A 26,004-nucleotide genomic window follows, 5' to 3' on the forward strand; every position below is an offset into this window, starting at 1 on the left:
AAGACCAGTTTCGTCCATTTTGTGGAATAGCACAAGGTGGGTGTGGGAGACAAAGCTCCCCGCACCCACCTTTTCTATAACACCGATCCTATCCAACTGACTTTCGTATTTTTCTCGCGAGCAATAATTGATGCAATGAAAAAAATCGCGCTTTTCCGAGTTTGGGACACACATCCCATCGATAAGAGCATTGTTAAGGTGATCGAAAAGCACTTTCCGGAATATGTACTGGAAGTCTTCACTCTCATGGATTTTTTGCGCGCTCGTAAGATGCTCCTAATCCTAAATATCTTTGTGGTCATCCGGTATTATGGTTTTCGCATCTTGCGCGGGGAGCTTGGCTTTCGAGAATCATTTTTGCGCACGCCATACCTTTTTAAGAAAATCAATGCCTATGCGAAATCGATTCTAAAAAACAACGGCCCCTACGCGTTTTCTTTTCAATTACAATCCCTGTTTGATACTGCTTCCTCATCAACTCCCCACTTTATCTATACGGATCATACCCATCTTGAAAATCTGAATTATCCAGACTTCGCCCAGCAAGATTTATTCGCCCCAGCGTGGATTGGCTGCGAGCAAGAAATTTATACCAACGCCAGCCTCATTTTTACGCGCAGCACAAATATCTCGCGCTCGCTCATCGAGCAATATGCCTGCCCTACCAAGAAAATTTTCTGCGTTTACGGCGGCAGCAATATCCCGCTCGACGAAAAGCGAGTAATCGAACAACGCGTTTTTAATATGCACATTCTCTTCGTGGGAATCGATTGGGAACGCAAGGGTGGCACTGATCTGCTGGCAGCCTTCAACCTGGTTTTGCAAAAACACCCTGGTGCGCGGCTTACCCTGGTGGGGGCGCAACCTGAAATTACGCATCCCAAAATTCGAGTGGTTGGGCGAGTGCAATCATCAGAGATGCCAGACTACTACCGCGCGGCAGATATTTTCTGTGTGCCTACAAAACAAGAGCCTTTTGGAGCCGTATTCATCGAAGCGCTGGCCTATCAATTGCCCATCATAGCCACTCAAATTGGTGCCATCCCCGATTTTGTCATCCCTGGCAAAAACGGCTATTTGGTTGCCCCCGGCGACGTTAACGCGTTGGCCGGCGCGTTAACGAATTTACTCGACGACCCGAATAAATGTACCTGCTTTGGCAAAGTTGGCTACCAGTTGGCACAAGACCGCTATAATTGGGAGCAGGTAGGCAACCGCATTCGACAACATATTCTCGCCGCGCTCAAGGCAGAATGAATTCAACCGTGTGCTGTATCGGGTCCACAATTACTGACCCCTTGGTGAAATCTCGCCGCCAAAGATCGCCTTCCGGATAGCGAACCCCAACCGGAACACCGAGGTCGTAATAATAATTCGGAAACAACCAGTTTTCACGATAAGCCGTCGAATTCGAATAGCGGAAATACGCGCGCCCATGATTAACCAGAAGATAGGAACCTAAAGCAAATTGTTGGCGCAACAACGCCTGGCGGTCGCCGGGAGAAACCAGTAAAGCGATCTTGCCATCTGCCTGGGTGATTTCTGCACGCGTAAGGTGGTCCTCCCATTCGGATTTCGAAAAATATTCATCACCCCAATTCAGCGCCCAACCTTCATCCATGGCGCCATCGAGGTATTTAAGATAGCTATACCAGGTACCAAATCCACGGTTTGACACGATATTGGCATACAACGGCCTGCCCAGAGGGTGAAAATAACCCTCGTAAATATATTTCAGAAATCCCTCAACGGCGGCTTGATAAGCCCCATCATTGGGATAACGCATGGGAATCACAGCATGTTTTTGCACACGCCCCAGGCTGGCGTCCACATTATCCAGAAAAACACCGAACCACCCATTTTGGGTTTGACTCAACTCGACGCGCTCAAGCCAGAATTGACGCCACTCAGCATTTCCCGGGTCCATCAGATAATACCCCGTATCTTCGAAAATTCGCTGCCCACGCGAGTCCAGCAAAAACCAGTCGGGGTGCTGTTCGCTAATCGTACAAAAATCGCCCGCTAAATAGGCCACCTGATTCCCGGGTGGCTCATCGGTGCAGGAACCCGGATCGTTGATCGCATCCAGACGAAAATATTGCGGGACAGATTTTGAATATCCCAAAGCGCGCAATTCGTCCAGAGCAGCTTCGTCTTTTTGTGTGAGGATCAAAAGATCATAATTTTCAACCAGCGATTGTAAATTTTCATCGAAGGGCGGCTTGGAAAACCAGGTTAACTGAATAGATGTCTGTCCTTGAAAAGCATACGGAGTCGGCGTGAATGCAGGCATTTCGGTCAGATACGGCCCATCTCCCTGAACAATCGGTAGAGGAGATGCAGGCTCCTGGGTATACGCGTCGTAAATGGCCCACACGAACACCGCGATCGCGGCCAGGATTAACAAGGCTACAATCGCTACGATAAAAGCTGGTACTTTAGTCTGATTTTTATAATGCATAGGATGTTTTCCTGAAATGTTATGGTATCCTAAACTAGAATTTCTTTACTATGAAAACTGCCTGATTCGCGTCATCCGTGTTCTATTTTAAAGCCGCGGAACTAAATATACGGGATGCCGTTCTCCGCAACAATAAGACTTTGAACATAATTATAGCCTGAATTCCGAGCTTCACTGCGCATTTATGAAACACCGTCTCACAATTGGAATCCCCGTATTCAATGGCGCCCAGTTTATCGCCGAAGCGCTGGATTCGATTCTTACGCAAACCTTTGATAATTTCGCCGTGGTCATATCGGATAACGCATCTACCGACGAAACCGAGACCATTTGCAAAGCCTATGCTGCAGGCGATCATCGCATCCACTATTTTCGCGAGGCTGCCAATCGAGGCGCGGCCTGGAATTATAATCGTGTCTTTGAATTGGCTAAAGCCCCTTATTTTAAGTGGGCAGCCCACGACGACATCTGTGCGCCAACTTTTTTTGAGCAGTGTATCGAAACGCTCGATCAAAATCCGCAAGCTATTTTGGCGTATCCACGCACAACCATCATCGACAAAGACGGCCAATTCGTCAGACACTATCCCGACGAGTTGGACTTCTTCGATTACAGTCTTTGCAAGCGCTATCGCAGTATTATGAGGCTTTATCGAAAACCTCGTTCTTGCAACCCCATTTTCGGCGTCATGCGCCGCGATATTTTAGCGCAAACACCATTAATTGGCGGCTTTGTTGCCTCAGACATGGTTTTGCTGGCCGAATTAAGCTTGCGCGGCCATATTCTCGAAATACCCGAATATCTATTTTTGCGCCGCGACCACGATAATGTTTCTATTCGCGCCTATCCATCCTACCGCGATCGCATAGCCTGGTTTGATCCCAACAAAAAGGGGCGCCTACAACTCAGCCGGTGGCGCTGGCTCTACGAGTATCACCAATCGCTCCAACGTGTAACGATGAGCGCATTAGAGTACCTGTGCTGCCACGCGTATCTCGCCGAATGGGCAGCCTGGAATGCGCCCGGATTGGTAAAGGATATTCTCAAGGTAATTCTGTGGCCGTTTTTGAAAAGACTTTAATTCCTGTTCAGGAGGCAGAACCATGCTCATTTTTCAGTTTCACCACTATATTAAGCCTGAATACATCGAGGCCTATAAAACTGCGATTATTGAGAATGTCCGCACCAGTATGTCGACCGAACCTGGTTTCCTGCGCTTCGATATTCTGCAGGATCAGGCAGACCCGGCTCATTTTTCACTGTACGAAATCTATCGTGATGCCAAAGCGCGTGAAGCGCACCTGGAAAGCGCACATTTTTTGATCTGGAAAGAGCTGGTTCTGGGTCAAGAGATGTTCGCCAAAAAGGGACATGGCGGCGAATTTGACCCGGTGGTGATCTCACATCTCGATGAGGAAACCACCCTGTGAAGGTTGCCATATTGGCCGGGGGTTATGGCTCGCGGCTAGCCGAAGAAACCGAGATTCGCCCTAAACCGCTGGTTGAGATCGGGGAGCACCCGATGCTGTGGCATATCATGATGATCTATGCGCACTTCGGATTCAATGATTTTGTCATCGCACTGGGCTACAAAGGCGAGATGATTAAAAAGTATTTCGTCGAGCGCGCCGCCTATGGCAGTAATCTGACGGTCGATTTTCGCAGCGGGCGCGTGGAAAGCACCGAAAATAATTTGCCCAAATGGCGTGTAACACTAGTGGATACCGGCCAAAATACACTCACTGGCGGGCGCATCAAAAAGCTGCAGCCCTATATCGGGGATGAAACCTTCATGCTCACCTGGGGCGATGGAGTGGCCGATATTGATATTGCCGCGCTGGTAGATTTTCATCGCAGCCACGGTAAACTTGCTACGGTGACTGCCGTCCATCCCCCAGCGCGTTACGGTTCACTAGATTTGGATCATGATCGCGTTATAGCTTTTGCCGAAAAACCGCAACTACAAAAAAGCTGGATCAATGGCGCTTTCTTCGTGCTGGAACCGGAAATTTTTGACTATATTAAAGGCGACAGCACACAATGGGAAAAAGAACCTCTTGAACGGCTCGCCAACGAAGGTCAACTGATGGCTTATAAACATAGCTCTTTCTGGCAGTGCATGGATACGCTGCGCGAGAAATATATCCTCGAAAATATGTGGAATTCCGGGGCTGCCCCCTGGAAACATTGGGACTGATGGTATAAAAATACCGGGCGGCGGAGAGCGCAAAGAGTTTTTCTTTATTCTTTCTCAGCGCGCTTCTTCGCGTTCTCTGCGATAAATAACAGGAGTAACCATGCGCGTACTCGTCACCGGACATCTTGGCTATATTGGCACGATCTTAACCCCCATGCTGCTGGCTGCAGGGCATGAAGTCAGCGGTTTGGATAGCGATCTCTACGCCCGTTGCACCTTTGGCGAATTCTCTCCGCAGGTGCTGAATAATTTCAAGGATATCCGCGACGTTGAACTGGATGATGTCAAAGGTTTTGATGCGGTGATTCATCTGGCGGGTCTATCGAATGATCCCTTAGGCGATCTCAATCCGGCGCTGACCTATGAAATCAACCACCGTGCTTCGGTGCGGCTGGCAGAACTGGCAAAGGCCGCCGGAGTCAAACGCTTTCTATTCTCATCTTCGTGCAGCACTTATGGGGCCGCTGGAGAAGAAGCCCTCGATGAAAGCGGCGAGTTCAACCCGGTTACGCCTTACGGTCGCTCCAAAGTGCTCGTTGAGCAAGATGTCGCGCTGCTGGCGGACGAGAATTTTTCGCCGACTTTCTTGCGCAATGCCACCGCCTACGGTGTCTCGCCGCGTCTGCGCTTTGACCTGGTGCTGAACAACCTCGTCGCCTGGGCTGACACCACCGGCCTGATCTACCTGAAGAGCGATGGAACGCCCTGGCGCCCGTTGGTGCATATCGAAGATATTTCGCGCGCATTTCTGGCGATTCTTGAAGCTCCAATTGAAAAAATATACAACCGTGCCTTCAACGTGGGGCGCAGCGCCGAGAGCTACCGCATCCGCGATGTAGCCGAAATTGTCGCCCAAACTGTGCCCGGCTGCCGCGTGGAATACGCCCCCGGCGCCGGGCCGGACAAACGCACCTATCGTGTCAACTGCGACCTGATTCAACGCGAACTGCCTCTATTCCAACCCGCCTGGGACATTCGCCGTGGCGCGCTGGAACTTTACGAAGCCTATCAGCGCGTCGGCATCCAGCAGGCCGAATTTGAAGGCCCGCGCTATAAACGCATCGCCCACATTCGCCAACTCATCGCCGATGATCTGCTCGATGAAAATCTGCGCTGGATTTAACGCAAAGTCGCGAAGGTGCAAAGACGCAAAGAAAAACTACAAAAAACCTTGGGCGGCTTTGCATCCTTGCGCCCTTGCGTTAAAAATATTCGTGGTTCTTCGTAATCTTCATGGATTATTCTTAAAATGCCCTCACATCCTCCCACCTGCCGCTCGTGCGGATTTGACTCCCTGCACGAAATCATCGACTTCGACGAAACGCCTCTCGCCGACCGCCTGCTAACCGCCGAGCAACTCGCCGAGCCGGAACTTACCGCGTCGCTTACGCTCTACTTCTGCCCGCAATGCGCGCTGGTGCAAATTGGCGTCAGCGTTGACCCCGAGATTCTCTTCCGCCAGGATTATCCCTATTTTTCATCCGTCTCACCGGGCTGGATGGCCCACTGCCGCGCCAACGCCCTCGAACTCATCGAGAGCCGCGCACTCAATCACAATAGTCTCGTTGTTGAGCTTGCCAGCAACGATGGTTATTTGCTGAAAAATTTCATTGAGCATGGCATTCCCGTGCTCGGTATTGACCCGGCGCAAGGCCCGGCAGAAGCCGCTCAAAAGGCGGACATCCCTACCGAGTGCGAATTCTTCACCCTCGAGCTGGCGCAGCATCTCCGCGCCAAAAACAAGCAAGCTGATGTGATTCTTGCTAACAACGTTTTGGCGCACGTCCCCGACCTGAACGGTTTCGTCGCCGGGATGAAAACACTGCTCAAAACCAACGGCGTGATCGTCATCGAAGTTCCCTATCTGATTGACCTGATCGAAAAACTCGAGTTCGATACGATCTACCACCAGCACCTATGCTACTTTTCTGTCACGGCGCTTGATCGGCTTTTCCGCCGCCACGGGTTGAACATCAACCATGTGCGCCGCTTGCCCACACACGGCGGTTCGTTGCGGCTGTTTGTGGAGCATCATCCCGCGCCATCGGAAATAGTAAAAGGATTGCTGGCCGATGAAGTTCGCTCCGGGATAAGTTTACTGCCCTATTATGCGGATTTCGCTGCCGGGGTAAGCGGGATTCGCTCAAAGCTGATTCCGCTGCTCGAAGATTTGCGTGCCAAGGGGCAGCGCATCGCCGGGTATGGCGCTGCCGCCAAAGCCACCACCCTGATGAGATACTGTGGCATCGACAAACGCCATCTCGATTACATCGTAGACTTGAATCCGTTCAAGCACGGGCGTTTCATGGGCGGCAATCATCTGTCCATTCGTCCAGTGGAATACCTGCTCGAAGATCAACCCGACTTTGTATTGCTGCTGGCCTGGAACTTTGCTGATGAGATTATTCAGCAGCAAAGCGAATATCGCGCCCGCGGCGGCAAATTTATTATCCCCATTCCCGAACCAGAGATTCTACAATAATCGCATTGATATTCGATAACAAAGCTCAATAGTCAAGACAGCAAAGATATTATGAAACAAAAACTCCACTTTCCCATCTTCAACGCTCTGGTTGGCTCAATTTTTGGCGCGCTGATTGGTTATTATATCTTTCGTCCCGGCATCAGTGTCCTCGTGGGCTTGATAACTGGCTTGGTACTGGGCGCTGGCGCAGAACTACTCTTTAGCCACCTGAACGCCGAACATTGGCTTTACCGGCGGCGAGTATTACTATTCGTGCTGCTCGAGATCCCTTTGGCCATGCTTATATTCGGCCCCTACGCCTACGTTTATACCAATTCACTGCCCAATCATCACTCCATCTGCTGTGAAACACCGCTGGACTACGGCGCGGCAGAATATGAAAAAATTCACATCCAAACCGCCGACGGCCTTATGCTGTCGGGTTGGTATGTGCCGCCGCAGGAAATAACCGGAGCGGTGATTGTGTTGCTGCATGGCGCGCACGGCGATCGCACCGGAACCGCCTGGCACGCCCGTCAATTCATTCAGGCGGGTTATGGCGTGCTGCTCTACGATCAACGCGCGTTGGGTGAATCGGACGGCGAAGTGGTGGCAATGGGCTGGGTTGAAGGCCCCGATTTGCTGGCTGTGCTCGACGGCCTGGAATCCCACCCGGAGGTTGATTCTACTAAAATTGGCATCGTGGGACTCTCCGGTGGGGGGCATATCGCCCTCAACGCTGCCCATCTCGCGCCGGAGCGATTCCACGCGATGTGGCTGGATGGCATTCAGGCGCAGCAAATTGCCGATTTCCCCCAAGCAGAAAATCTTGGCGAAAAATTTGCCACCGTAATTAACGCCATGATCCTGAAAATGGCTCAAGTTCACTTTCGTCGCTCAGCTCCGCCCAGTTTTGTGGAAATACTGCCTGAATTCAATCACATCAAAATGGTCATCATCGCTGGCGGCCTGGATGATTTTGAAAGCCGCGTCAGCCAGAAATATGCGGCCATCGTGGGGCCAAATGCCGAAATCTGGCATATCGACAACGCCTGGCATGTCGGCGGCCCGGTGGTTGTCCCCGAAGAGTATAGTCAGCGTATGCTGGATTTCTTTGAGATAGCCTTCTCTCGATAATGAAACCACATCCGATGGCACGTTCTCTAATCATAATAGCGGTTCTGGCTGGCTTGTTGTCACTCCCCCAGCTTGACAAGCTAGTAGGCGAAATCCCTGACCCAGGGTGTTTAACTACTATTCCTGTGATGAAAGAAAATGGATCCGATATCCATATTTGGTATGGCTCGCAACAACTTTTCGGGCAACTTGGCAAACCCCAACGCTGGGCTAATATCTTGGGACGTGTTCATAATCCAGGCGAAATTGCATCGCTGACCTACTCATTGAATAGCGGCGAAGAACACACTATCAATCTAGGTCCAGATGAGCGACGGCTGGCATGCAAAGGTGACTTTAATATCGAGATTTCCATCGATTGGTTAAAGCCTGGAAAAAATCAGGTTGATGTAATTGCTTCTTATCGAAACGGAAACAAATTCGTTGAAGCGATCCAGATTGACTTTACCAACGGAATTTCGTGGGCGCTACCCTATTCGATCAACTGGGATTCAATATCACAGCTAAGTGATGCAGTCCAAGTCGTTGATGGCCTTTGGCAGTTCAATGAAAACGGGCTTCAGCCATCAACAATTAGCTACGACCGGGTAGTCGCTCTGGGGGACCAAACCTGGCAAGATATTGAAATTCTTGTACCGTTTATCGTTTACAGCATTGACCCTATGGACTCTTCCAGCAACGGAGCCGGTTTCGGGATAATCATGCGCTGGAATGGACACTCTGATGAACCTGTGAAATGTGAACAACCGCGCTGTGGATGGTGGGATTCGGGCGCTGCCGTCTGGTATAAATGGGATTTATATGGGAAAGATGAACGTCTATTATTGCGAGGGTATCAAGATACTACTCTAGATGTGGCCGAAGAAATCGATTTATTATTAGGTGAATGGTATTATTTACGCATGGCCGTTGAAACAACATCCGAAAATAGTCAGATATATCAACTCAAACTTTGGAAAGCCGACCACTCCGAGCCTGAAGAATGGACGCTGAAAGGCATTCAGGGCGACTCGGGGCCACGCAGCGGTTCCGTGCTCCTTGTTGCCCATCACGCCGATATTGTCTTTGGCGATTTGGAAGTAGCCCCCCTGCCATAATCAACACCAAAAAGAGCCAGCCTTTGATGAAAAATATGCACTGGAAAAACCTTTACCATCGTTTGTTCCGAACAAGAGCCAGAAACCGCCTGTTGTTGCTCAAAAGTCTCCCCAAAAACGCAGTCTGTGCAGAGGTGGGGGTTTGGAAGGGTGAATTTAGCAGCTTGATACTCAAATATACACAGCCTGCAAAATTATATTTAATCGACTGTTGGGAATTTCAACCAGCTTTCGCTTCGGAAAAATCTATAGTCATCGCCAATCAACAACCGGCTTATGAAGAGATGTTCACCCAAATCAAAGAGCAATTTGGCGATCTGCCCAATGTCGAAGTAATTAGAGCCTTTTCGCATGAAGCTGTTACCCAACTCTCTGACGAAACACTCGACTGGGTATATCTTGATGCAAACCATACCTACGAACATGTTTTGCAAGACCTCAAGCAGTATTTTCCAAAAATCAAACCCGGCGGATATATTTCCGGTGACGATTACACCTGGGGAAAAGAATTCGACTATCCAGTAAAAAGAGCGGTGCAAGAAATTCTTGAGACAGCGCCATTAACGCTGGTAAAAACTTTCCGATCACAATATATGCTGCGCAAAGTTCTTGCTTAGCGCTCGCTCCGGAAAACGGCTCCACTCTTCTGGTCGCCCATCATATTGATGCTACGTTTGGTGATATTGTAATCACCCCCCCTGCCCTGAAAAATTATGCTCAACTCTGACGAACAGATTATCATCCAGCAACTTAGCAACGCCCTCTGCCAGCAAATACCCGATTGGTTTGGAGAGCAAGCCCAATTGGTACGCCTTGCCCCAATCACAATCCGCTATGCTTTTTCATACGCGTTTTTATACGATGTAATGCTTTCCAATTGGCAAGTTGTCCGCATACGCGCTAAAATCCAGGACTATGAGGAACGCAGCGACCTGCCAGCGGCCATACAGGATACCGAATTAAGGTTCGCCGCACAACAAGAATTTGAAGCCCTGCAAGTGATGGCGAAAGCCATCCGCGATCAAGACGACCCTCAACTTGGTTATATTCAGGCCATCGCCTATTTACCGCGCTGGAACGCGATTGTGATGCATGAAGTAGAAGCTGTTGTGTCATTTCGCAAAATCCTTTACCGGCCAGATATGCGCCTGGGTTTTCCAAATATCCGCCAGCGTTTCGCAAAAGCAATTCATCTCGCCGGAAAGTGGCTGCGCCTCTACCATCAAGCTTTGGGCGACGTGCAATTGCAGCCTTTTGACACGCGCGATCTATCCGAACATCTGGAAATGCGCTTCCGTCAAATCGCAGAAATTCAGGTCTCACACGGAGATATGCAATCCCTGAAGAAAAAATTCAAGGCAGCATTATCGGCATTGAAGGACTGCCCAGTCTACTACACACTAACACACAGTGATTTTCATCTCACCAATATTCTCTTATCGTCCAATGGACAAGTAATCGTTTTGGATTTCGATCCAAGTTTCCGGGAGCGTAGGCCGCTGTATTTTGATATTCTACAATTATTTACCGATATTGATGTTCAAAAAACACTAATCAGCAGCTTCGGGTTTTTGCTGCCGCAAGCCTACCTACGAAGACTGCGAGAACAATTCTTCAAAGGCTATTTCACGGACATATCGCTGGACCGGCGCTTCAACGCCTTGTATAGCGCCACCGGAATGCTGCGATCTATGTATTGGTATAAAAACCGCGCCCTGAAGATGACAGGAGTAAAAAGAATACTTGCGCTGGGTGCATATCAACTCATGCGTCCCTATTTTTCGACTAAAGCCCACCACTATTTGGATGAAATTTTACAAGCCAAATGACCCATCTTCAAATTGCCAACAATTGCCCGGCGTGCCGCTCCACAGAAACACAGATCTTCTACCGCGTTGAGCGCGCACCCACGCACAGCGTATTGCTGCACAAAAGTCGGCAAGAAGCCCTGGAGTACCCAACCGGGGCAATCCAACTGGCTTTTTGCGAACAATGCGGATTCATCTTCAATACGGCCTATAATCCGGCTTTGCAAAATTATCACGCCGAATATGAAAGCACACAGAGCTATTCGCCCACATTCGACCATTTTTCCCACCAATTGGCGCAAGAATTAATTGACCGCCACGATTTGCGCGGAAAAGAAATCATCGAGATTGGCTGCGGCATGGGGGAATTTCTCAGTCATATTTGCGGGATGGGCGGAAACCGCGGCCTGGGGTTTGATCCTGCTCATCAGGCTGGGCGCGTGGCTCACAGCGAGAAGATTCGCTTTATAAGAGATTTTTATTCCGAACAGTATGCTCATCACCACGCCGACTTTGTTATCTGCAAGATGACCCTGGAGCATATTGGCAATGTGGCTGAATTTGTGGATATGGTGCGCGCCGCGTTGACCAATTCTCCACAGGCGTTAGTATATTTCCAGGTGCCAGATACCAACCGCGTGCTCGAGGAAATCGCCTTTTGGGATATTTATTACGAACACTGTTCCTACTTCACGGCAAACTCGCTGAGAAATCTTTTCCAACGCTGCGGATTTGAAGTGCTGCGCCTGGAGCGCGCCTATGACAACCAATACCTGATGATCGAGGCCAGGCTTTCTACCCCCGCGATCCCGACCCTCGCTAAACCTGCAAACAATCCGCGCAGCAAGGTCACTTTCTTTCAACAACATATCGCCCGGCGCTTATCTGGCTGGCGAAATTTTCTGGCCAAAAAACAACACCAGCGCCAACGCGTAATGCTTTGGGGCGGCGGCTCGAAAGCAGTCGCTTTTCTCACCACGCTGGGCATCGGTAACGAAATTGAATACTGTGTAGATATCAACCCGCACAAACGTGGCACCTTCACTGCCGGAAGCGGGCACGAAATCATTGCGCCGGAAGACCTGAAAGACTCGCCCCCCGATGTGGTAATTGTGCTAAATCCAATTTACATCCCCGAAATTCGACAAAGCCTGAAAACTCTGGGGCTGGTTCCTGATATTCTATCGATTACAACATCTTTTTAGATTATTCAGATGACAGAGAAATAATAACTGTCTATCCGAAAATTTATTTGGATAGATTTGAGAATATGTCATTCTGAGGAGCGAAGCAACGAAGAATCCCTGGTACGCTGCATCATTCTTTGCCTATGCGGGTTCGAATAAACTCAACCCCACAGGGATTCCTCGCTTTGCTCGGAATGACAAGACTGTTCAAAATCATGTTGACCGCTACAATATATTTGTATTATTGGCATATCTATTTCGAATTTTATGATAGATTCTACATATTGTGCGCTCTGTGATAACCCCTATGCTCACACACTGCCCGGTTTGCGAACACCCAACGTATAGCGAGATTCTGCACATCCAGGAAACGCCTGTCCACTGTAATCGTCTGTACGGCAGCCGCGCGGCTGCGCTGACCGCGCCCATCGGGGAGATTGACCTGGTCTACTGCGAAAACTGCAGCCATATTTTCAATCGTGCCTTTGACGAGGTGCTGACTGCCTACGACCCTGAGTATGAAAATTCACTCTTCCATTCGGCACGCTTTCGGGAATACGCCCGCGGTATCGCGACAGAACTCATTCAGCGGCATAATCTGCACAACAAGGATATTCTTGAAATCGGCTGCGGTGGCGGGGATTTTCTCAAATTAATCTGCGATCTGGGCGAAAATCGCGGCCGCGGTTTTGATCCAGCCTATGACGCTGAACAAGGTATTGTTGCAGAAAATCTGCACTTTGTGCGCGGTTATTTTGACGCAACGCATCTCACTCTGCCGATTGATTTTGTTGTTTGCCGCCATGTGCTGGAGCATCTCGCCGCGCCTGCCGAATTATTGGCGCTGGTACGCGCGGCCAACACCCCGCTTTTCTTCGAAGTGCCCAATGCGCTTTACACGCTGCGCGATCTGGGTATCTGGGATGTGATCTACGAGCATCCTTCGCTTTTTACGCCGACTTCGCTGCAATATATCTTCGAGCGCGGTGAGTTCTCCGTCATGCGGCTGGATGAAGTTTATGGAAAACAGTTCCTGGCGCTTGAAGCACACCCTAAGAGAAATCCGGCTTTTGCCGCGCCTTCTCCTCCTCAAAGCGGACTCGCCCGGGAATTGGTTGCCACCTTCAAGCAACGCTGCGCCGAAAAGGTTTCCCACTGGGTGCAGAAAATCCATCATTTCGCAGAATCAGCTCAAAAAGTTGTCCTGTGGGGCGCTGGCTCCAAGGGCGTAACCTTCCTGAATTCCTTTGATAAAAACCCTCCCATCGAATTCATCGTAGATATCAATCCCCGCAAACAAGGCTTATTCATCCCGCGCACCGGGCAAGAAATTATTTCCCCCAACGCGCTCAAAAAATACCAGCCTGACGGTATAATTCTGCTCAATCCGCTCTATGCGCGCGAAATTCGTTCGCAAGTTGAGGCCATTGGCGTGCGGACAAAAATCTACTTTGCATGAATAAATAAGGAAACGCTGTGAAAAACATTCTCATTACTGGCGGCGCCGGATTCATCGGCTCAAATTTCGTGCGCCAACTCCTGAAAAACGAACCTGATTTACAGGTTATTAATCTTGACGCACTGACCTACGCCGGCAGCCGGGCGAATCTCGAAGCATTGCCCGGCGAAGAACGGCATACGTTTATTCAGGGAGATATTTGCGACCGCGCCCAGGTTGACGATTTGCTGCGCCAGCACGAGATTGACACGATTGTGCATTTCGCCGCCGAATCGCATGTCGATCGCTCGATTCTCGGACCGGAGCAATTTATCCAAACCAATATCGTGGGCACCTTTACCTTGCTGGAAGCGGCTAAAGATTTCTGGCTGCGCGAGCGCAAATGGATTTCCGGGCAGGCGCGCTTTCATCACATTTCCACCGATGAGGTATTTGGCTCTCTCGCCCCGGACGATCCTCCCTTCGCCGAGACCACGCCCTACCAGCCTAATTCGCCCTACGCGGCTTCTAAAGCCGCCAGCGACCATCTGGTGCGGGCTTACCATCACACCTACGGGCTGCCAACCACACTGACCAACTGCTCCAACAATTACGGGCCACACCAATTCCCCGAAAAATTGATTCCGCTAATGATTTTGAACGCGCTGGAAGGTAAGCCATTGCCTGTTTATGGGGATGGGCAACAAATTCGGGATTGGCTTTATGTGGAAGACCATTGCGAGGCGATTGCGTTGGTACTGCGCCAGGGGCGGATCGGTGAAGACTATAATGTCGGCGGCGACAACCAACCCACAAATTTGGAGATTATCCAAACGTTGTGCAACATCCTCGATGCGCGCTTGCCTGCTTCGCCGCACAAACCCCACGCGCAGTTGATTGAATACGTCACCGACCGCCCCGGGCACGATCGGCGCTATGCAATTGATATGCGCAAAATCCAAACGGAATTGGGTTGGCAGCCGCGGCAAGCGCTTGTCAGCGGGCTTGAAAAAACTGTAGACTGGTATCTCGCCAACGCTGAGTGGGTGGCTAAAATCCGCAAGCAGCAACAATACAACCAATGGATGCAGCAAAATTATGCGCATCGATCTTGAGAAAAAAGAATATCGTCTGCTGTTCTCGCTGCTACTGATTGATGCCATTTTCATCGTTGCCCACATTCTTAAATTCAGCACCAATCTGGTTTCCTCGTATTTGTTCTCGCTTGAGCAGAACAAAGGCTATGCCGAAATTTATCAGGACATCAAAGGGGTTTGGATCGCTGTACTTTTAGTTTATTTGTTCATCCGGCGACGAAAAATAGTCTATGCCGTTTGGCTGCTGCTGTTTGGCTTCATTTTGCTCAATAACGTGATGACGTTTCATGAGAGTATCGCCGGGAGCCTGAGTACTAATTTAATGCCCTTCGACTGGCCGCTGGCATACAAAGTCAAGCTGGGGGAATTGGCTCTCTACCTAATGATCGGAATTCCAACAATGCTTTTTATAGGGATAAGCTACCGAAGAAGCGCGCCCGAAGAGCAGTCCGTTACGCGCACGTTGCTGTGGTTATTCGCCCTGTTGATGGTTTTTGCATTAGGGGTTGATCTGCTGCACATCGGCATCCGGCGGATTTTTGATACACAGCTAGTTTATGAAATTATGGGCGGATTGGAAGAGGGGGGTGAAATGGTTGTGATGAGTTTGATCTACGCTTACCTGTTCGGGGTGGATGAAAGCTCGACAAAATAGCCTCCGTTTTATTTAGCCGAATACACCCATTCACCGGCAATCATGGTGCTGAGGGGTAGAATTTCGTGCAGCCCGTCCGCTTCACAGGTAAAAGGATTTGTATCTAACACCAGAAGGTCGGCATGATAACCCGGCGCGAGTACTCCCAGGCGATCTTCTATCCCCGCTGCGTAGGCCGCACCGAAGGTATAGGCGCGCAGGGCTTCTATAAGACTGATGCGCTGCGCGGGGAACCAGCCATCCGGCCCAGGGCTGCCATCCCGGCGGCGGCGGGTGACGGCGGCATGCAATCCCCAAAACGGATTCGGCGACTCGACCGGTGCATCGGAGCCGAAGGCCAATACCGTCCCGTACGCTAACTGATCCTGCCAGGTATAGCCATTTGTGGCACGCTGCCCCAGGTTACGGTCGGCCATGTACATATCTGAAGTGGCATGAATTGGCTGCATGGATGCAATAATGCCCAATTCAGCCAGACGAGGAGCGTCATCGGGGTGAATGATTTGCACGTGCTCAATGCGGTGGCGCAAAGACGACGGGGGATGGAGGTCGGGAGACGGATGGCTATGCGCCAAACTTTTTTCGTATTTGCGCAGGGCTTCAAAGGCATCCACCACTTCATGATTCGTCCGGTCGCCGATTGCGTGAATGGTTAGCGGCAAACCATTGGCAACCGCCTGCTGACCGAATTCAACAATTTGCTCGGCATCGAGCAGCAGCATACCGCGGTTTTCGGCTTCGCCCTCATAGGGTTGTAACATCGCCGCTGTGCGCGGCCCCAAAGCACCATCGCCAAAAGCCTTCACGCCGCCAATGCGCAGCCGATCGTCGCCGAAACCCCAGCGCAAACCCAGGCCAACGGCATAGGGCAAATCTTCCACAGGGATATTTTTGACCACGCGTAATTTTAGCGCATCGCGTTGATGCAGCCGTTGCAAAGCATCAAAACAAGCGCGGCGATCGAAATCGTGTACTCCAGTTATTCCGAACGCAAATAACTGCGCTTGCGCTTGCAAAAGCATCTCGGCCAGTTCATCGCCCGAAGGTTCAGGAATGATCCGCGCCAACAAGGTCATCGCGCCTTCCAATAATATCCCGGTTGGCGCGCCGTGCGGATCGCGTTGAAACTCGCCATCTTCAGGGTTGAGTGTCTGAGCGCTAATTTTTGCCGCACATAACGCGGCGCTATTCGCCCAACCCGCGTGCAGCGACTTCGCCGTCAGATAGACTGGATGCTGCGGGGCGACGGCATCCAACTGTGCGGCAGTCGGGAACCCGCCTTCGTTGGGCAAGCCCCAATTATTTTGATTCCAGCCGTGGCCCAGAATCCACTCGCCAGGCGCGGAAACCGCGGCGCGCTCGGCGACACGTTGCAAACATTTTTCCAGGGAGTCAACTTCACAATCGACATATTGCAAACTTTGAGCGTAATGCTGCATGTGAATATGCGCATCCGTCAGGCCAGGGATCAGCGGGGCGCCGCCCATGTTTTGGGTTTGCGCGCCAGCCCCAAACTGAGTCCGTAAATCATCATCCCCCAGCGCCAGAATCACGCCCCGGTCGATGGCAATCGCCGAAGCGCGCGGCATCTCCGGGTTCAGGGTATAGATATCCGCATTATAAAGAATTTTCACCATGCGTATTAATCCCCCAAAAATTTCATCAGCAATGCATCCAGCTCTTCATTGGAATAATAATGCACGGTGATGGTGCCACCCTTGTTGCCGTGCTTCATGCTGACTTTTGTGCCCAGGGCTGAACGCAAACGCTCTTCGAGTTCAACCACTTCCGGCGGCGGCACCGGACGCTCGCGCAGGGGTGGTTTCTCTCCACTCAATTTACGGACCAGTTCCTCGGTTTGGCGCACGCTGAGTTTTTTATCGATCACGGTTTGCAAGGCTGCGGCCTGGCTTTGCGATGTAGATAGGGCTAATAACGCCCGCGCGTGGCCCTCGCTGATTTTTTCTTCCAGCAAGGCTTGTTTGGCACTGGGCGGCAGATTGAGCAAGCGCAGCGTGTTGGTCACCGCCACGCGGCTTTTGCCCACGCGCTCGGCGATTTCGGCGTGCGCCAGGCCGAATTCGTCCACCAGTTGCTGGTAGGCATCGGCAGTTTCCAGCGGGCTGAGATCGGCGCGCTGCACATTTTCGATTAACGCCAACTCTAATCGCTGCTGATCGGTGGCCTCGCGCACCACCACGGGCACTTTTTCCAGCCCCGCTTCTTTGGAAGCCAGCAAACGCCGCTCTCCGGCAACGAGAATATAACCCGTAGTTTGTTCATCGCGGGTAACGATTAGCGGCTGGATGATGCCGTGTTCACGAATGGATGCAGCCAGCTCGGCGATTCCAGTTGGCTTGAAGTGGACGCGCGGCTGACGAGGGTTGGGGCTGATCTGGCTCACCGGAACTTCAACTACCCCCGCGGCGAGATCCACCGAAGCAGACGGTAGCGCATCCATCGGAATCAACGCGTCTAAACCTTTACCCAGGCCTGAGCGTTTACGTGGAGATGTCATATTCAGCACCTTTCAACAATCCTTCCGAAAAAAGTGTCTGTCCTAAAAAATCTGGCAGACGAGCTACTTTCGGTTCTATTTACAATTTGGCCGGAACCGCCACACGATCTTTAGTCAGCAATTCTTTGGCTGCCGCCTGATAGGCTTTCCCGCCTGCCGAGTTGCGATCGTAGAGCGAAATTGGAATTCCATAGGAGGGCGCTTCAGCCAGGCGAACGCTGCGCGTGATAACGGCATCAAATACCTGATCGGGGAAATATTTGCGCACTTCTTCGACAACATCGCTCGAAAGGTTGGTGCGCGAGTCAAACATGGTCATCAATACACCGCGAATTTTGAGTTGCGGGGCAACCGTGCTGCGGATACGATTCAACGTTTGCACCAACTGGCCCAACCCCTCCAGCGCTAAATATTCGCACTGCACCGGAATAATCACGCCGTCGTTGGCCGCCACGAGCCCATTGATGGTTAACAGACCCAATGAAGGTGGGCAATCGATAAGGATATAGTCATATTTATCCTTCAGTTTTTCTAATCCTGAACGCAGGCGTTGTTCACGATGTTCTGCATCCACCAGTTCTACACTCGCCCCTGCCAAACCGGGATTTGCTGGAAGTAAATCCATATGGAGACGCGGGTTATGCAGAATCAGCTTTTCGGGGGCAGCCTTATCGATCAAGACTTCATACGTGCCGCCTTTGATATTCTCCTTGTCCACGCCAATCGAGGAGGTGGCATTGGCCTGCGGGTCAATATCCACCAATAAAACTCGCTGTCCATTCTCCGACAGGAAAGCCCCCAGGTTGATCGCTGTTGTAGTTTTGCCAACGCCGCCTTTTTGGTTGGCAATTGCGTAAATCAATCCCATACAGTACACCTTTTTATCTTTTGGGTTTTTGCTACCGTGAACAGGAAGCCTTCATCTTCAAACTTCAAGGGGAATACTCGCTAAACCGCAACGCGTCACCGAGTCTGCCGCCAATCGATTCGCAAACACTGCCGCTTCAAACGGGTCTTGCGTGCGCTGGTAATGAATAGCATATGCAGCAGCGAAAATATCGCCAGCGCCCGTAGCATCTACTTCCGCAATCGAGGGCGCCGCGATTGGATACTGTTCTCCAGCAATAAAAACGCGTGCGCCAGAAGAACCACAAGTCACTACAAGATGGTGAGCTTCAGCGGCCATTGCGGCAATTACTGCTTCGTCGTACTGGACATCTTCCTCACTCATCACAATCACGCCCTTCTTCTGTAGCGCCGGGAGGCTATTACGCCAATCGGCGGGCGAAATATGCCCAGCGGCATCCCACCGACGCAGCCAACCTTGCACCGTTGCCAGTACCAAACTCTCTGGAAATTCGTTGGCTATTTCGGGTTCAATTTCCTGCGCAATCGGCGCCAGATGAACCAACGGCGCAATGCGCCATTCGGCAGGAATCACATCCAGTGTAAGGGGCTGGGCAATGCTTTCAATCCGCTGGATGCGTCCGTGGGGTGTGGCAATATTCTCGAAGATGGTTGTTTTTTCTGCGGGGATGCTAAGAATCTGCACACCCCGTTCAAGCAACAAACCAAATTGCTCGCCAGCGCCCCAAGAAGTCACCAGCCCGACACGCTGGCCCAATGCCCGGGCGGTTAATGCCGAATACGCTGCCGTACCGCCGAGGCGCAAACCATGCGGAGTAATATCGAGCGCAATATGCCCAACAATCAAATAGTCAATGGCTTCAACGCTGGGAGGGCGGAGCATGGCTAAATTATACCTGAGTTAAGCAAAGCAGGGTGTGCGCCTGGGATCCACGCAAACACCCTGCTCGGTAAAAAAGCGACAGGCTCTGGTGGACACCTGTCATCTGATTTCAACTACGCTGGTAAATGACAACCTTGCGATTGCGGCCTGTGCCAACGCTCTCGGTATATACACTACTGTCATCTTGCAATTCCAGGTGTGCAATCCGACGCTCATTGGCGGGCATCGGTTCCAGCGATTGGCTGCGGCCAGTCTGAGCGACTTGTTCAGCCACGCGCCGCGCCAGACGGCTAATTTGCTGCGAACGGCGCTGGCGAAAACCTTCGACATCAATTACCAGCGGCATGGCTCGCTCCAGCTCTTTGCCGAGCATCAGACGGGCGATATACTGCAATGCTTCAAGCGTTTCGCCGCGGCTGCCAATTAAAACGCTAAGGTCATCACCTGAAATATCGGCGTGCACGGGGACGCGGTCGAGGGGGCCATAAGGCTCGCCCAGATAGGTGTCGATTTTGGTGTCTTCGAGGTGCATTTTGTCGAGCAGATCGCGCAATATATCATGGACGAGCTGCAAAGTGTATGCTTGATCTTCGGATGACGCGACCGATGCGGTAGATTCTGTCGAGGAGCTGGTATCGGCTTCTTTCGCTGAAACCGCCGCGGGTACAGGTTCCGCATCGTCCTTGACAATCAGCATAATGCGCGCCTGTCGCGAACCCAATCCAAATAAACCGGTACTGCCTTCATCCAACACTTTTACATCCACAGCCGCGCGGACAAGGCCCAAATCGGAAAGACCTTTTTCAATCGCTTCGTCTATCGATGGGGCGATGACTTCGAGGGTAGCGTGTTTTTCCGACATGAATTTTCTCCCTATTATTTTGATGCTCGTTGAGGCAGAATATTATTCCAATCGAGCCGTCCCATGAGCGCATATTGCCCAATCGTAGCCAGGTTGCTGACAACAAAATATAACGCCAAACCTGATGAGAAGCTATACGCCAGCCAGCCCATAAAAATGGGCATATATAAACCCATCGCTTTGGTCATCTGGGCGCTTTGATCATTGGCGCTGCCAGTGCTCGGCGGGGTCATCAATTTGGTTTGCAGATAGCTGGTGACGACGACGACAATTGCCAAAATCGGGATGCCAAAACCGGCAATTGCCAAGCCAAAGTCTTTTTCGGGCAAGCTGAGGTCCATCCACAAGAAATGATTGTTGAGCGGAATGAGGTCTGCCCCGCCGGAGATATGATGGCTGAGATTGAGCAACTGCACCGGACTGACAGCCAGGGCGCGGATGATGGCCTGATACAGGCCAATGATGATCGGGAACTGAATTAAGGTTGGCAAGCACGAGCCAAAGGGGTTGACGCCCATTTCCTTATAAAGTGCCATTTGCTCTTGGGCAAGTTTTTCTTTGTTGTCTTTGTATTTTTTCTGAATTTCTTGCCATTTTTTTGATTTTTGCAAATCCTGCAATGCGCCACTCTGCTTGACCTGTTGCGCATTCAGCGGGTAGAGCACCAACCGAATGAGAATAGTGAACAAGATGATGGCAATGCCAAAGTTCTGCCCTATAAAAGCATAAATATAGAGCAGGATATTAATCATGATACTGATGAAAGAATCCCACATAATCGTGTTCCTTTGAGAAAAACGCGGATGAAAACAGATCAACGCGGATTTTTGGTCTTTTCTTTATCCGCATTCATCTGTGGCTTTTCGCTAATTATTTATGATTACTCGCCGGCGTCTGAGAACGTCCATTTTTGGGCACCGTTGGCATCATAAGCTACAACCAATGCTTCGGGCTGGGAAGTTGTGACCAGGATCAGGTCTCCAGCGGCAGCCGGGCTGGCATAGGTGTTGCCTTCAAATGTTTTTTGCCAACTAATCGAGCCATCCGCTTGAACCGCCACCAGCAGACCTTCCTCAGCGGTGAAGTAGATCATGTCATCCACAACCAGGGGCGTATCCACGATAGAACCCGTACCCGGTGCGACCTTCCAGAGCATTTCGCCCGTCTGGCGGTCGAGGGCGTAAAAAGCACCGCTCAGATCGCCAAAATAAAGCGCGTCGCCGTTAATCGCCGGCCCACCCCAGACCCAGTCTTGCGCATCAAAGTGCCAGAGTTCACCGCCGTTGTCGGCATCGAGAGCAATCATCGTATTGGCAAACGTGCCAATATACAGCATACGATCCTCGCTCAACGCGGGCGTGCCAACGATAGCGCCGCCCAAATCATCCGTAACCCAATGCTGTACGCCGGTTGTCGCATTCACCGAATAAATGCGGTGATCCATTGAGGGTACAAACATACATTCGCACTGCGTATCAGTTCCAGGGGTTGCCCAAAGCTCTTTTTCGGTCGCAAATGGCTCGCGCAGGGGTAAACCGTTGAAGCCAATCGCATAGAGGTTTTTATCCGTAGATGGGGCAAAAATTCCATTCGCTGTAATCAACGGGCTGTCGATATAGCGTCCGGTAGATTCGTCATAGGTCCAGTTTAAAGCTCCGGTTTTCGGATCCAGGCTATACAACGTGTGGTTATAACCGCCGATAACCAACTGCCCGTCCGGTGTCAGCGCGGGCGTGGAATAAAACGTTACCGCGGCGTCCGGCTCGTTGGGATAACGCCAGCGTTCGCTGCCGTTTGCCAGGTTTATCGCGTACACATAATTATTGTAAGCAAAATAAGCTGTATCCTCATCGGCTACAACGCTCGCCCAGCCCGAAGCAACAACAGTGCGCCCCCCGGTGCACGCGCTCAAGGCAATCGCAAGAATTAACAAGGTCAGGATCGTCAAGATTGATTTTGTTTTCATATTTTAGATTGTGTTTTGAAATCATAGTATGTCAGGAGATCGCCTCCAATCACACTATATTAGTATTCGCTCATGGCACCAGATCAACGCCGCCCGGATTGAAAGGGTTGCAACGCAAAACGCGCCACACCGCCATCAAACTGCCGCGCAACGCGCCATATTTATAGATTGCCTGGTATCCATAATGCGAACAAGATGGATAAAAGCGGCATGTATTCGGTGGCAAGGCGCGCGAGAGCGTCATCTGATATAAACGAATGAAGGCCAACAACGGCACACGCGGGAGATTTCCAAGCGTTAATGGCAGATCGCGCAAACGCGGTTCTTCACTATTTAAGTGCGGTCCTGCATCTAGTGGCCCTGTATCGTTCAAATAAAAGTCAGTTGACATTGGTGTTTTCAATAGAAATCAGGCCAGCCTTCGTGAGCAAATGCTCAAGCGCCTGATGAATTTCCGCAAAACTGGCTTGAGTTATTTTGCTTCTGGCAATCGCAAGCGCATCACAACCCGGCGAGATATGGCCCATTTCGCTGCGAATAATTTCGCGAAGCTGGCGTTTCACCCGATTGCGCTGGACAGCATTGCCCACCGCTTTACTCGCTGAAACGCCAAATCTGGAAATTTGAAGCTCGTTAGGAGAGATAACTAACACAACAAGCGGGTGGGCATAGGACTTGCCAGAACGCCGCACCCGCTCAAAATCAGTTGCCTTCGTCAGACGAAATTTGCGCTTCACCCCTGCACCAGTGGCGGAGGTGATAGCCAGCCCAAATGCGGGTTAGCTCTTCCAGTTAACTTTCTTAACATGCTCGTTCATTTTCACCGTCAGGCGATAGCGGCCTTTAGCGCGACGACGCTTGAGAACATCGCGCCCTCCACGAGTGGACATTCGAGAGCGGAAACCATGCACGCGGACTCGACGACGTTTTTTGGGTTGATACGTTCGTTTGGGCATAATACATTACCTACTTCTGTAATTCAATTCTGTGGTTCAGAGTTTGCTGAACACCTACTTTAAAGCCGAAGCGTGATTATACCGTATGAGTTTTTTCTGGTCAAACGGATTTTTGACGACTTGAGCGCAGCTTCCAACCAAGCCCAACCCAGGCAAACACGCTCACGAAGAAGCCAATATAAAATGAAAGCGGCTGATACCTGAATTCGACGCGCTGTGCCCCCGCAGGTACTTCAACCGCACGAAACAGATAATTGGCTTGCAACACATCAACCGGCTCGCCATCCACCCAGGCGCGCCAGCCCGGATACCACACATCGGCCATTAAAAGCCAGCCGGGCGCCCGGCTTTTAATGGAAAATTGCACAAAATTGGGGTGCTCATCTTCGAGAGTCACCTGCCCCAACGTGGAATCGCATACGCGGCTCGGGGCGGATTCCAAGCCTTCAAGGACAATCGTATCCCCAAAGTTGATCTCGCCAGAAAAGGTCTGCGCCCAGGCATCTTCTGCATCTATAGCGGGCACAGCGCACGGCACCCAGCTAAAACGGCTGACCAAACCTCGGGGCGCAAAACTCACGCTATAGCCGCGTTCCGCGACCACCTGCTCAGTGGCAGCCACCGCCATCAAGTTCAGTATGCGCTCTTTTGAGTTGGCATCCAACCCCTCCAGCGCATCCATCCAGCGGGCATAGCGCCCCGGCACAAAGGGATCAAAATTATTAACCGATGCCTGCCCAGTGAGCAAGTTCAGATTAGGCAGTTGGGCGGCGCGCAGGTCGAGCCAGTTTTCACCAGAATCAAAAGTATCGAAGCGCAAAAAGCGTTCGTACTTAAAGGCGTATTCTTGCTCGGCGGGAAGATAGATACGCCCATCCACAGCCGGGACGGAGTGTGTATAAAACTCCGGATTGGTACCAGGATTGAGGCCCCATCCGGCAAAAAGCAAATCCGCGGTAATCCACAAAACGACCAGCCATTGCCAGATTCGAGTGCGGCCTGCGTGGGTATGCGGCGGCGCGGTCAGCGATAGCGCCCCAGCCCCCAGACCCCACAGGCCCGCCAGCGCCGTAGCCCGGATGAAGGTAGGGCTGACTGCGCCCATATTAAAATAGGCCAGCCCGGCTCCCATACTGACAGCAAACGCGCCCGCCGTGCCCAAACGCGTCCAATACAGGCCGCGGCCCTCGGGTCTGCGCCAAAATTGCACACCCAGCGCAGCCAACAACACCAGCGCAACCACCGCCCATAAAGAGAAGCGCGTCGGCGCCTGGAACATATCGAAGGTCGGGATATGTTGATACAGCCAGGGAAAAACAGGGGTGTTTTTACCGAGGGCGAGAAGGAAGGCAACAAGAATGATAGCAGCAAAAAAACATACGCTTGACAATTGAAGATTGGCGATTAGCGATTGCTCATTATTGTTTTTTACCCGTCGGCGCGCGAGCGTGCCCAATGCCAATAATAACGGCAGCAACCCGATATACACGGCATCTTCCCAGAAATTGCCATAGCCCCAATAATCGCCGTGAGCAGGGTTGCCAAAGAAATTCGGAGCGATCAGCGTGATAAAGCGCCACGGCCAAAACGAATAGTTGAGCGCAAATTCGGCGTCAACCGCGGTGGCGCGCTGCGATTGCAGCAGATATTCGGCGGTGGGCAGCAGTTGAACCGCGGCCAGCGCCGCACTGCCCAGCCCGGCCAGCAGATAGCTACCCGCGGCCTTAAGCACCGCGCGCCAACGTCGGAGATTGTCAGCGCGCGTCCAGGCCCAAAAGAGAATCCACGCTCCGGTGAGCAGCCACGTATACCAGGCGGTCTGCGCATGACCAGCCAACAATTGCACACCCAGCACGAGGCTGAGATGCGCCCAGCGGCGCAGGGAGGGCCGCTCGACTGCCGCATAGGCCGCCAGCAATGCCCAGGGAAGCCAGGCCGCCGTGGCGTTGATACTGGCAAACCAAGCACGCGCCACCAGATAGCCCGAAAGGGCATACGCCAGCCCGGCCACAGATTGCGCCAATGGATCCCAGCCGAGACGACGGGTCAGTTTCGCCATCCCCCAGCCGGATAAGATCAGGTGCAATGTCAGCACCAGCGCTTGCGCCCAGGCCATCGCACTGAGGCCGCCGAGCGCATAAAACAGCAGATATATCCAGGTGGCCGGGTAAAACAATGCCGACTGATAATTTGCCAGCAGCGGCGCGCCCATCCCGAGCAGCGGATTCCAGAGCGGCAGATGTCCATCGAGAAGGGTCTCCCAGGCAAATGTCCACCAGGGCATGAACTGCAAGCCCGGCGTGCCCCAAAATAGCACTTTGCCGCCAAAGAGCAATGGCGAGAACAAGGCAATCGGAGCGAGTGTGATGGGGAGATAAGGCAGTTGGAAGAGTTTCTTAATAGTCATAACG

26 protein-coding genes are annotated in these 26,004 nt (G+C 51.5%); 14 read left to right on the plus strand and 12 right to left on the minus strand.

Features of this window, described 5'->3' with window-relative positions; genetic code table 11:
* Window positions 1-135 precede the first annotated feature (135 nt).
* Window positions 136-1,257, plus strand: coding sequence for a glycosyltransferase family 4 protein (locus tag HN413_10085; GenBank protein ID MBT3390749.1), 1,122 nt, complete (start codon window positions 136-138; stop codon window positions 1,255-1,257).
* On the opposite strand, the gene HN413_10090 is transcribed toward HN413_10085, so the two are convergent.
* The gene (locus tag HN413_10090; GenBank protein ID MBT3390750.1) at window positions 1,244-2,461 is read right to left on the minus strand and encodes a hypothetical protein; all 1,218 of its coding nucleotides are present in this window, start codon (window positions 2,459-2,461) and stop codon (window positions 1,244-1,246) included. The two genes, HN413_10085 and HN413_10090, sit on opposite strands and share 14 nt — an antisense overlap.
* A gap of 184 nt (window positions 2,462-2,645) precedes the next feature.
* Between HN413_10090 and HN413_10095 the strand changes: the two genes are divergently transcribed.
* From HN413_10095 to HN413_10155, 13 genes are all read left to right on the plus strand, one after another.
* Complete coding sequence (locus tag HN413_10095; GenBank protein ID MBT3390751.1) at window positions 2,646-3,542, plus strand: glycosyltransferase family 2 protein; 897 nt, start codon at window positions 2,646-2,648, stop codon at window positions 3,540-3,542.
* Between the two features lie 22 nt (window positions 3,543-3,564).
* On the plus strand, window positions 3,565-3,891 hold the full coding sequence (locus tag HN413_10100; protein ID MBT3390752.1) for an antibiotic biosynthesis monooxygenase: 327 nt from the start codon (window positions 3,565-3,567) through the stop codon (window positions 3,889-3,891).
* The gene (gene rfbF, locus HN413_10105) at window positions 3,888-4,658 is read left to right on the plus strand and encodes a glucose-1-phosphate cytidylyltransferase (protein MBT3390753.1); all 771 of its coding nucleotides are present in this window, start codon (window positions 3,888-3,890) and stop codon (window positions 4,656-4,658) included. Before HN413_10100 ends, rfbF begins: the two co-directional genes overlap by 4 nt.
* A gap of 100 nt (window positions 4,659-4,758) precedes the next feature.
* Entirely contained in the window at window positions 4,759-5,781 is a 1,023-nt protein-coding gene (locus tag HN413_10110) for an SDR family oxidoreductase (GenBank protein MBT3390754.1), read from the plus strand.
* A 126-nt stretch (window positions 5,782-5,907) separates the two neighbouring features.
* Complete coding sequence (locus HN413_10115; protein ID MBT3390755.1) at window positions 5,908-7,140, plus strand: class I SAM-dependent methyltransferase; 1,233 nt, start codon at window positions 5,908-5,910, stop codon at window positions 7,138-7,140.
* A gap of 51 nt (window positions 7,141-7,191) precedes the next feature.
* Window positions 7,192-8,259, plus strand: a complete 1,068-nt coding sequence (locus HN413_10120) for an alpha/beta fold hydrolase (GenBank protein ID MBT3390756.1) — start codon at window positions 7,192-7,194, stop codon at window positions 8,257-8,259.
* A 14-nt stretch (window positions 8,260-8,273) separates the two neighbouring features.
* Window positions 8,274-9,356 (plus strand): hypothetical protein, encoded by a 1,083-nt coding sequence (locus HN413_10125; protein ID MBT3390757.1) that lies wholly within the window; start codon window positions 8,274-8,276, stop codon window positions 9,354-9,356.
* A gap of 23 nt (window positions 9,357-9,379) precedes the next feature.
* Complete coding sequence (locus HN413_10130; protein MBT3390758.1) at window positions 9,380-9,973, plus strand: class I SAM-dependent methyltransferase; 594 nt, start codon at window positions 9,380-9,382, stop codon at window positions 9,971-9,973.
* Between the two features lie 96 nt (window positions 9,974-10,069).
* Window positions 10,070-11,185 (plus strand): hypothetical protein, encoded by a 1,116-nt coding sequence (locus HN413_10135; protein MBT3390759.1) that lies wholly within the window; start codon window positions 10,070-10,072, stop codon window positions 11,183-11,185.
* Window positions 11,182-12,369 carry a methyltransferase domain-containing protein gene (locus HN413_10140; protein MBT3390760.1) on the plus strand — a complete coding sequence of 396 codons (1,188 nt, stop codon included), beginning with the start codon at window positions 11,182-11,184 and terminating at the stop codon, window positions 12,367-12,369. The genes HN413_10135 and HN413_10140 overlap by 4 nt, the downstream gene beginning before the upstream one ends.
* Before the next feature lie 289 nt (window positions 12,370-12,658).
* Window positions 12,659-13,810, plus strand: a complete 1,152-nt coding sequence (locus HN413_10145; GenBank protein MBT3390761.1) for a methyltransferase domain-containing protein — start codon at window positions 12,659-12,661, stop codon at window positions 13,808-13,810.
* 26 nt (window positions 13,811-13,836) lie between these two features.
* Window positions 13,837-14,904 (plus strand): dTDP-glucose 4,6-dehydratase, encoded by a 1,068-nt coding sequence (rfbB, locus tag HN413_10150; protein MBT3390762.1) that lies wholly within the window; start codon window positions 13,837-13,839, stop codon window positions 14,902-14,904.
* Complete coding sequence (locus HN413_10155; protein MBT3390763.1) at window positions 14,888-15,541, plus strand: hypothetical protein; 654 nt, start codon at window positions 14,888-14,890, stop codon at window positions 15,539-15,541. The genes rfbB and HN413_10155 overlap by 17 nt, the downstream gene beginning before the upstream one ends.
* Before the next feature lie 8 nt (window positions 15,542-15,549).
* Here HN413_10155 and HN413_10160 read toward each other — a convergent pair whose 3' ends face one another.
* From HN413_10160 to HN413_10210, 11 genes are all read right to left on the minus strand, one after another.
* On the minus strand, window positions 15,550-17,178 hold the full coding sequence (locus tag HN413_10160; GenBank protein ID MBT3390764.1) for an amidohydrolase: 1,629 nt from the start codon (window positions 17,176-17,178) through the stop codon (window positions 15,550-15,552).
* 5 nt (window positions 17,179-17,183) lie between these two features.
* A complete protein-coding gene (locus HN413_10165; protein MBT3390765.1) occupies window positions 17,184-18,059 on the minus strand; it encodes a ParB/RepB/Spo0J family partition protein in 876 nt (291 codons plus the stop codon).
* A 79-nt stretch (window positions 18,060-18,138) separates the two neighbouring features.
* Window positions 18,139-18,927, minus strand: a complete 789-nt coding sequence (locus HN413_10170; GenBank protein MBT3390766.1) for a ParA family protein — start codon at window positions 18,925-18,927, stop codon at window positions 18,139-18,141.
* Window positions 18,928-18,984: 57 nt separating this feature from the next.
* Window positions 18,985-19,809 carry a ribokinase gene (locus HN413_10175; GenBank protein ID MBT3390767.1) on the minus strand — a complete coding sequence of 275 codons (825 nt, stop codon included), beginning with the start codon at window positions 19,807-19,809 and terminating at the stop codon, window positions 18,985-18,987.
* A gap of 109 nt (window positions 19,810-19,918) precedes the next feature.
* A complete protein-coding gene (locus HN413_10180) occupies window positions 19,919-20,671 on the minus strand; it encodes a KH domain-containing protein (protein MBT3390768.1) in 753 nt (250 codons plus the stop codon).
* A 14-nt stretch (window positions 20,672-20,685) separates the two neighbouring features.
* Window positions 20,686-21,447, minus strand: coding sequence for a membrane protein insertase YidC (locus tag HN413_10185; GenBank protein ID MBT3390769.1), 762 nt, complete (start codon window positions 21,445-21,447; stop codon window positions 20,686-20,688).
* A 104-nt stretch (window positions 21,448-21,551) separates the two neighbouring features.
* Window positions 21,552-22,637 carry a PQQ-binding-like beta-propeller repeat protein gene (locus HN413_10190; protein MBT3390770.1) on the minus strand — a complete coding sequence of 362 codons (1,086 nt, stop codon included), beginning with the start codon at window positions 22,635-22,637 and terminating at the stop codon, window positions 21,552-21,554.
* 70 nt (window positions 22,638-22,707) lie between these two features.
* Complete coding sequence (yidD, locus tag HN413_10195) at window positions 22,708-23,028, minus strand: membrane protein insertion efficiency factor YidD (protein ID MBT3390771.1); 321 nt, start codon at window positions 23,026-23,028, stop codon at window positions 22,708-22,710.
* Window positions 23,018-23,374, minus strand: coding sequence for a ribonuclease P protein component (gene rnpA / locus HN413_10200; protein ID MBT3390772.1), 357 nt, complete (start codon window positions 23,372-23,374; stop codon window positions 23,018-23,020). Before rnpA ends, yidD begins: the two co-directional genes overlap by 11 nt.
* 42 nt (window positions 23,375-23,416) lie before the next feature.
* Window positions 23,417-23,593 (minus strand): 50S ribosomal protein L34, encoded by a 177-nt coding sequence (gene rpmH, locus HN413_10205; protein ID MBT3390773.1) that lies wholly within the window; start codon window positions 23,591-23,593, stop codon window positions 23,417-23,419.
* A gap of 100 nt (window positions 23,594-23,693) precedes the next feature.
* On the minus strand, window positions 23,694-26,004 hold a 2,311-nt coding region (locus HN413_10210; GenBank protein MBT3390774.1), incomplete at its 5' end, for a YfhO family protein.

Source organism: Chloroflexota bacterium, from assembly GCA_018648225.1.
GTDB lineage: Bacteria > Chloroflexota > Anaerolineae > Anaerolineales > UBA11858 > NIOZ-UU35.

Excerpts from the sequence above, each read along its gene's own strand:
- HN413_10165 (MBT3390765.1), bottom strand. The coding sequence starts at position 18,059 with ATGACATCTCCACGTAAACGCTCAGGCCTGGGTAAAGGTTTAGACGCG.
- HN413_10175 (MBT3390767.1), bottom strand. The coding sequence starts at position 19,809 with ATGCTCCGCCCTCCCAGCGTTGAAGCCATTGACTATTTGATTGTTGGG.
- HN413_10185 (MBT3390769.1), bottom strand. The coding sequence starts at position 21,447 with ATGTGGGATTCTTTCATCAGTATCATGATTAATATCCTGCTCTATATT.
- rpmH (MBT3390773.1), bottom strand. The coding sequence starts at position 23,593 with ATGCCCAAACGAACGTATCAACCCAAAAAACGTCGTCGAGTCCGCGTG.
- HN413_10190 (MBT3390770.1), bottom strand. The coding sequence starts at position 22,637 with ATGAAAACAAAATCAATCTTGACGATCCTGACCTTGTTAATTCTTGCG.
- HN413_10095 (MBT3390751.1), top strand. The coding sequence starts at position 2,646 with ATGAAACACCGTCTCACAATTGGAATCCCCGTATTCAATGGCGCCCAG.
- HN413_10085 (MBT3390749.1), top strand. The coding sequence starts at position 136 with ATGAAAAAAATCGCGCTTTTCCGAGTTTGGGACACACATCCCATCGAT.
- HN413_10120 (MBT3390756.1), top strand. The coding sequence starts at position 7,192 with ATGAAACAAAAACTCCACTTTCCCATCTTCAACGCTCTGGTTGGCTCA.
- HN413_10140 (MBT3390760.1), top strand. The coding sequence starts at position 11,182 with ATGACCCATCTTCAAATTGCCAACAATTGCCCGGCGTGCCGCTCCACA.
- HN413_10135 (MBT3390759.1), top strand. The coding sequence starts at position 10,070 with ATGCTCAACTCTGACGAACAGATTATCATCCAGCAACTTAGCAACGCC.
- HN413_10170 (MBT3390766.1), bottom strand. The coding sequence starts at position 18,927 with ATGGGATTGATTTACGCAATTGCCAACCAAAAAGGCGGCGTTGGCAAA.
- HN413_10100 (MBT3390752.1), top strand. The coding sequence starts at position 3,565 with ATGCTCATTTTTCAGTTTCACCACTATATTAAGCCTGAATACATCGAG.
- HN413_10110 (MBT3390754.1), top strand. The coding sequence starts at position 4,759 with ATGCGCGTACTCGTCACCGGACATCTTGGCTATATTGGCACGATCTTA.
- HN413_10160 (MBT3390764.1), bottom strand. The coding sequence starts at position 17,178 with ATGGTGAAAATTCTTTATAATGCGGATATCTATACCCTGAACCCGGAG.
- HN413_10145 (MBT3390761.1), top strand. The coding sequence starts at position 12,659 with ATGCTCACACACTGCCCGGTTTGCGAACACCCAACGTATAGCGAGATT.
- HN413_10180 (MBT3390768.1), bottom strand. The coding sequence starts at position 20,671 with ATGTCGGAAAAACACGCTACCCTCGAAGTCATCGCCCCATCGATAGAC.
- HN413_10125 (MBT3390757.1), top strand. The coding sequence starts at position 8,274 with ATGGCACGTTCTCTAATCATAATAGCGGTTCTGGCTGGCTTGTTGTCA.
- HN413_10090 (MBT3390750.1), bottom strand. The coding sequence starts at position 2,461 with ATGCATTATAAAAATCAGACTAAAGTACCAGCTTTTATCGTAGCGATT.
- yidD (MBT3390771.1), bottom strand. The coding sequence starts at position 23,028 with ATGTCAACTGACTTTTATTTGAACGATACAGGGCCACTAGATGCAGGA.
- HN413_10155 (MBT3390763.1), top strand. The coding sequence starts at position 14,888 with ATGCGCATCGATCTTGAGAAAAAAGAATATCGTCTGCTGTTCTCGCTG.
- HN413_10115 (MBT3390755.1), top strand. The coding sequence starts at position 5,908 with ATGCCCTCACATCCTCCCACCTGCCGCTCGTGCGGATTTGACTCCCTG.